Origin of the sequence: Sulfuricaulis sp. (genome assembly GCF_049587675.1) — a bacterium.
Lineage (GTDB): Bacteria > Pseudomonadota > Gammaproteobacteria > Acidiferrobacterales > Sulfurifustaceae > Sulfuricaulis.
The window spans coordinates 1-6,350 of sequence record NZ_JBAVEJ010000159.1; the positions used below are offsets into that span (position 1 = coordinate 1).

Consider the following 6,350-nt stretch of genomic DNA (forward strand, 5'->3'; position numbering starts at 1 on the left):
ATCGCCCTCAAGCCGGATGCCGCCGAGGCGTATAACAATCGAGGGAATGTGCTCCAGGACCTCAAGCGCCTGGACGAGGCCCTGGCCAGCTATGACCGCGCCATCGCCCTCAATCCCAAATCCGCCGAGACGTATTTCTACCGCGGTAGGGCGCTCGAACATCTCAAGCGCCTGGACGAGGCCCTGGCCAGCTATGACCGCGCCATTGCCCTGATGCCGGATTTCGCCGAGGCGCATTTCTACCGGGGGAGTGTGCTCGGAAATCTCAAGCGCCTGGACGAGGCCCTGGCCAGCTATGACCGCGCCATCGTCCTCAATCCGAATTCCGCCGAGGCGTATAACAATCGGGGTAATGTGCTTCAGGACCTCAAGCGCCTGGACGAGGCCCTGGTGAGCTTTGACCGCGCCATCGCCCTCAAGCCGGATGCTGCCGAGGCGTATTACAACCGGGGCTACGTGCTTCAAAACCAGACACGCTACGATGAAGCCGTGACGAGTTATGCCAAGGCGATTGCCATCAAGCCTGATTTGCCTTACGCCTTCGGTTTTTGGCTACATTCCATGATGCGCTGTTGTGATTGGAAGGACTTGGATGCTGTCTGCGCCAAGCTTGCGCAGGCGATCGATCGTGGCGAAAGGATTTCGGCCCCATTTCCTCTCCTAGCGATCTCCTCCGGTCCAGCGCGGCAGCTGCATAGCGCGCGGATCCTTTTTCACGACAAATATCCGGAGAGTTCCACGCCCTTGTGGCGGGGCGAACGCTATGCCCATGACCGGGTCCGTATCGGCTATTTCTCCAGCGACTTCTGTGACCACCCGGTATCGCATTTGATAGCCCAGCTCATCGAAAGCCATGACCGCGCCAAATTTGAAATTATGGGTTTTTCTTTTGGGCCGCCCACGGGCGACGTCTGGCGCCAGCGACTGGAAAAGGCGTTTGATCGCTTCTTCGATGTGAGGACGTGGACGGACCAGAAAATCGCCGCCTTGGCGCGGGAGCAGGAGATTGACATCGCGGTGGACCTCAACGGGCATACCAAAAGCGCGCGAATCGGTATCTTTGCGCTGCGCCCAGCCCCGGTGCAGGTGAATTACCTGGGTTATCCGGGCACGCTCGGCGCGGATTACATGGACTACCTGATTGCCGACCACACCGTGATTCCCCGGGAACACCAGCAGTATTATGACGAAAAAATTGTCTACCTCCCGGATTGTTGCCAGGTGAACAACCCGACCAAGGAGATTTCCGATCACCCCTTCCGCCGCGCCGAGCTGGGTTTGCCGGACGGTGCCTTTGTGTTCTGCTGTTTCAACAACAGCTACAAAATCACCCCGGATCTGTTCGATATCTGGATGCGGCTGTTGCACGCGGTCGGTGGCAGCGTGCTGTGGTTGTCCGAAGCGAACGCGACCGCGGTCCGGAATCTGCGTCGTGAGGCGGAGCAACGCGGCATGGCGCCGGACCGACTGGTGTTCGCCCCGCGCATGACAAGTCTGGCGAACCATCTGGCGCGGTATCGCCAGGCGGATCTCTTCTTGGATACGTTTTATTACAACGCGCACACCACCGCCAGCGACGCGTTGTGGGCGGGCCTGCCGGTGCTGACCTGCCTGGGGGAGACCTTGGCGGGGCGCGTGGCGGCGAGCCTGCTGCAGGCCATTGGCCTGCCGGAATTGATTACCCGCGGCCATGCCGACTACGAAGCCCTGGCGCTGGCACTGGCGACCCAGCCCGAGCGGCTGGCCGCCATTCGCCAGAAGCTGGCCTTGAACAGAACCACGCAGCCGCTATTCGACACGCCACGCTTCACCCGCCACATCGAAGCGGCTTACCTGAAGATGCATGAACGGTATCAAGCCGGGTTGTCGCCGGACCATATCGTCGTGGATGCATGAAGTTGTTCTTGATATGGGGAAAAAAGGTAACATCTTGTTTGACGACGTGACTCCAACTGTGACTTTTCAGGAATTTCTGGCTGATGTGGTGAAGGGTAAGCACAACATGATGAGATCTGAACCATGATTCCGTCCGTAACACTTACCATGGTCGATGGTGTCCGTGTCGTAGTCCCAGATTCACTGGATCTGATCACGCCCTACGTACTCCGGGAGCAGCAGGACTGGTTCGAGGACGAGATAAAATTCCTGCGCCACCTGCTGCAACCGGGACAGAAAGTCATTGATATCGGGGCCAACTACGGGGTCTACGCCCTGTCCATGGCACGCACGGTGGGGCCGACCGGACATGTCTGGGCCTTCGAACCAGCAACCAGCACGGCGAAACTTCTCGCTGCGGGGATTGCCGCCAACGACTTTTCCCATGTTACCTTGGCGCAGAGTGCTCTCTCCGGCGAAAAAGGCGTTGCGCAATTGTCCATGCGCCAGCATTCGGAATTGAATGCGCTGGTGCGTGGCGCGCCATCAACGGGCGCGCACGAGACCGTCCCCGTGGTAACCATGGACGACTGCATGGAAACCTATGGCTGGCAGGATATCGAGCTGGTGAAAATCGACGCGGAAGGGGAGGAGGCTAACATCCTGAAGGGGGGCACGCGCTTCTTCGCCGAACAGTCGCCGCTGGTTCTATATGAGATCAGAGCCGGGCAAGAACTTCACCTGGAACTGCTGCAGGCATTCCACTCGCTGGGTTACAACTCTTACCGGTTGGTACCGGGACTCAACCTGTTGGTTTCCTTTACCGCTGAGTCTCCCCCGGACGATTTCCTGCTTAATCTGTTCTGCTGCAAGCCTGATCGCGCGGCCCGGCTTGCCGAACTCGGCTGGCTGTTGGAATCACCTACGCACACATTGGGCGCACGCGAAGAACAGATCAACAGGGCGCGGGGGAAAACCGGCAGCCACGACTCCCATGGCTGGCGTAATGTTCTGACCAAAATGCCTTATGGATCATCTCTGGCCGGACTCTGGGAGCAGACGGTGGCCGCTGGACAAAGCGGCCAAGTGGAGGATGCGCTGGTCCTCCATTCCCTTAGCCGTGATGCATCGCTGACGCCCAGGGAACGCTTCAGTGCCCTGGAAGCCAGTTATGGCAAGCTCAGAGCTCTTTGCGAAAGTGACGCGTCACATTTGCGTCTGTCCAGCTTGTCACGGGTAGCGTGGGAATACGGCGCCAGGAAGATCGCTGCGGAAGCGCTCGCGCAACTGTGCAACCGCTTCATACAGGTCAAGTCAGCGGATCTGAGCGAACCGTTTCTGTTACCGGGAGAACGATTTGACTCGGTGCCGCCCGGCGAAGCCTTTGGAAACTGGATTCTGTCGGCCGCCGTGGAGGAGTTTGAGCGTATTAGCGCCTACTCGTCATTTTATTCCCCAGGCTTGTCCCGTCTGCATCTGGAATCAATCCGCGACTTGGGGTTTTTCGGTCCGGAAATGCGGCGCCGTCTGGAGCTGTTGGAACTACGTTCCGGTCGTTCCGACGTATCCATCAAAGCCTGACATGCTAACCGACGGCACCGGCAAGCCGAACAGATGCGCCTTGGCAGGCGCCTACGGTGGAATCCAGAACTATCTGGACGCGCTAAAATATTGAATAAACTCTTCCCAGGAAATCATCGCCGCCGGTACAGCCGCACATCGTCATGGATGTAGGAAAAATATCCCAGGCGAACCGTTCCTGCAGGTTCGAAGCGGGTTTCAATGTATCTGAAGACTTTTTCGGTCGCACAAATGCGCGCCTTACCCTGCGCGTCAGGGCCCTCGCCGATGAGGACCAGTTTCTGTCCCGCGCGCATCTGCTCAAAAAGATTCAGCACCGCTTCCACTCCCCGTGGAATCCAAGCCAGAAATAGCGTCTCGTCCTCACCGACGGTTGCGGTGCCATAGTCTTCAATGGCCATTTCGACAAAACGATGCCGCAATATCAAGTCACCGGCCCGATAGCGCGTGCCGAAATGCCGCGCGAGCAGCCATTCCCAATAGCCGGTTCCGGCGCCAATAGAATGCAACAGGGTATCAGCGGCAAACGTCGCCACCGCCTGCAACGCCTCCCGGGACGGCGGCGACCAGCTGTAGATCGCAGAGCTGATGCCTCGAAAGATTTTCTGGTGTGCCTCCGGCAGTGCACCAAGTCGGGAAAGCTGGGTAGCCCACCACTCGCCTGGGTATATCTGCTCAGGATCAAATTGCTGCAACAGCATCTTCGTCCGCTCGAGTGCCTCAGGGAAAGGGTAGATATAGGCATCGAGCAGGGCGTGTGCTTCCGCAAGGGAATGGGCAGGACGTTCATATATACGATCATTGGACAGACACGCAACGGCCGGTTCTGCGGTCGGTGTATGCGCCACCCGCAACAGCAATGACTCTGTTTTGGTATGTGCGTTCTGCGAGTCCGGATCGAGTGCAATCGCGCGCAGATACTGCTCCAGCGCCTCATCGATGCGCTGTTGGTTCAAGAGTGCATCCGCGATCCCGATATGGGGTTCGGCCGCATGCGGGGCGAGCTGTGCGGCACGATGGAATGCCTCTTCCGCGTCCCGCGGTTGGTTGGCCTCCAACAGTGTCTGACCGAGCGCCGACCAGCCCGGCTGAAAGTCTGGTTTGACGCTGACCACCGTTTTGAAGGACTCGATTGCTTCGCGTTGTTTGCGCTGCTGTCTGCACGTTGCCCCGAGATTCATCCACAAGCCGGGATCTTTCGGTTGCAGGGTCAGCGCCCGCCGGTACCAACGTTCCGCCTCAGCAAACTCGCCCCCAAACTGAAGCGCGCATCCAAGCCCGAAGATCGCGGGAAAGAAATCCGGCTTCAACTTTAGCGCCGCACGAAAGGCCTGCTCCGCGTCACGATAGGCCCGCTGTTGCAGCAGGGCGTTTCCCAGGTTGGTCAGAGCCTGAAGATGATTAGGCCGTGCGCTTACTACCTCCCGCAATAACGGGATCGCTTCGTTCAGCCGTCCGCCGGTGGCGAGCACGGTCGCCAGGCCGAATTTTGCTTCCGTGTGATCCGGCCTGAGAGCGATAATCTCGCGGAATCCCGCCTCAGCTTGCGCATATCTTCCTTGTTGTGCGTCAAGTAACGCAAGTTTCAGACGATCTTCATTCTTCATTTAGTGTTGGACACATCGCACGCTAAACGCGTGATCAACGTGACTATATATACTGCTCATGTTCATGTGGTTCTCCATGCTACCTGGGCGTATCTTGAATAGATTGGCCAGGGATTCTACTTGTCTGACGGGAACTTTCGCGACAACATATTGAAATTTGCGGGGACATAATGAAGGTCACGACAATCGAATCATATCCCGAGAACCTGCGCAAGGCCGTGCGGCATATGAGCCAGGAAGATTGGTACTTCAACGAGGAATTGTTTCGCGAAGATGACATCTGGCTTGCGTCTTATCCGCGCTCCGGAAGCCATTTTGCGCGCTTTATCCTGGTCAGCGCGCGACATTATCTCCGGCATGGAAATTTCCCGAGCGATTTATCGGGAATGAAGACGATACCGGATGTTCACGGCCGCCGCCTCGAGTTCGCCGAGGGCCCCCCGCGCATACTGAAAACCCATTTTCCCTTCGATCCGAGGTACCGCCGCATAATCCATCTGCTCCGCGACCCACGCGACGTGGTAATTTCGTATTTTCATTATTCGAAGGGGCTACCCCATCTTTTTTTGGAAACCGCGCCGGATCGGTACAAGTTACCGCAGTTTGTTGATCTATTCCTGCGCGGCAAGGTGTGGCCCGGTGACATTCGAGAGTACTCTGCTTCATATTCAAAATGCGCTGACGGCGTTAAGTACACGTGCATCCGTTACGAGAACCTGCTCGCAGAACCACAAAAAGAATATCGCCGCCTTCTGGATGCAGCCGGAATTGCCTTCCCCAGCCAGGCACTGGATGCACTGATCGAGCATACCTCTTTCATCAACATGCGTCGCCTTCATCGTCCGGAATCCGCACGTGCCGGACTGGTGGAAGGCAATCCCGATTTCATTCTGCGCAGTGGTGTAGCCGGGCAGCACTCGCAGGTATTGCGCGATCGAATACGTGAACGCATTGCAATAGATCTTGGTGATTACCTAAAGGAGTACGGCTACCACTGAATGAACTTTCCCCGAATTTCGTCTTCCGGTGTTCGAGGTTTTTCCAACGATATGCGGTTTCTGCTGTTACAGAACTTAGAGGTACTTCCCCGGATCCCGGTCGCTCCAGTTGCGGCGGAGGGGCTGAAACTCGTCTGCTATCATAAAAATCCCGAGAACATAATCCCTGGCTGTCCATTGCTTGGACCGCGCCTGTCCACGCCGGATCAGGGTTTCCCTCAGGTCCGGATTTGAATGCAGCTCCTTTATTTTGCCAGCCAATTGCTGTTCACTGGCGGGATCGAAGAAT

Annotated in this window: 4 protein-coding genes and 1 pseudogene; 3 read left to right on the top strand and 2 right to left on the bottom strand. The window is 57.3% G+C overall.

All coding sequences use genetic code 11. The features are described from left to right. The coding region (locus tag WB402_RS08285; protein ID WP_424206791.1) for a tetratricopeptide repeat protein at positions 1–1,896 on the top strand (1,896 nt) is incomplete at its 5' end. A gap of 123 nt (positions 1,897–2,019) precedes the next feature. Continuing rightward, complete coding sequence (locus WB402_RS08290) at positions 2,020–3,456, top strand: FkbM family methyltransferase (RefSeq protein WP_424206793.1); 1,437 nt, start codon at positions 2,020–2,022, stop codon at positions 3,454–3,456. Between the two features lie 113 nt (positions 3,457–3,569). Here the strand turns inward: WB402_RS08290 and WB402_RS08295 are convergent, their stop codons facing one another. After that, positions 3,570–5,063 (bottom strand): tetratricopeptide repeat protein, encoded by a 1,494-nt coding sequence (locus WB402_RS08295; protein WP_424206794.1) that lies wholly within the window; start codon positions 5,061–5,063, stop codon positions 3,570–3,572. Positions 5,064–5,233: 170 nt separating this feature from the next. Here WB402_RS08295 and WB402_RS08300 point away from each other — a divergent pair, with 170 nt between their 5' ends. Beyond that, positions 5,234–6,061, top strand: a complete 828-nt coding sequence (locus tag WB402_RS08300) for a sulfotransferase domain-containing protein (protein WP_424206796.1) — start codon at positions 5,234–5,236, stop codon at positions 6,059–6,061. Positions 6,062–6,136: 75 nt separating this feature from the next. Here the strand turns inward: WB402_RS08300 and WB402_RS08305 are convergent. Further along, positions 6,137–6,350, bottom strand: a pseudogene (locus tag WB402_RS08305) (glycosyltransferase family 1 protein); the annotation flags it as partial.

Coding starts and splice junctions, on each gene's coding strand:
- WB402_RS08290 (WP_424206793.1), top strand. CDS start 2,020: ATGATTCCGTCCGTAACACTTACCATGGTCGATGGTGTCCGTGTCGTA.
- WB402_RS08295 (WP_424206794.1), bottom strand. CDS start 5,063: ATGAAGAATGAAGATCGTCTGAAACTTGCGTTACTTGACGCACAACAA.
- WB402_RS08300 (WP_424206796.1), top strand. CDS start 5,234: ATGAAGGTCACGACAATCGAATCATATCCCGAGAACCTGCGCAAGGCC.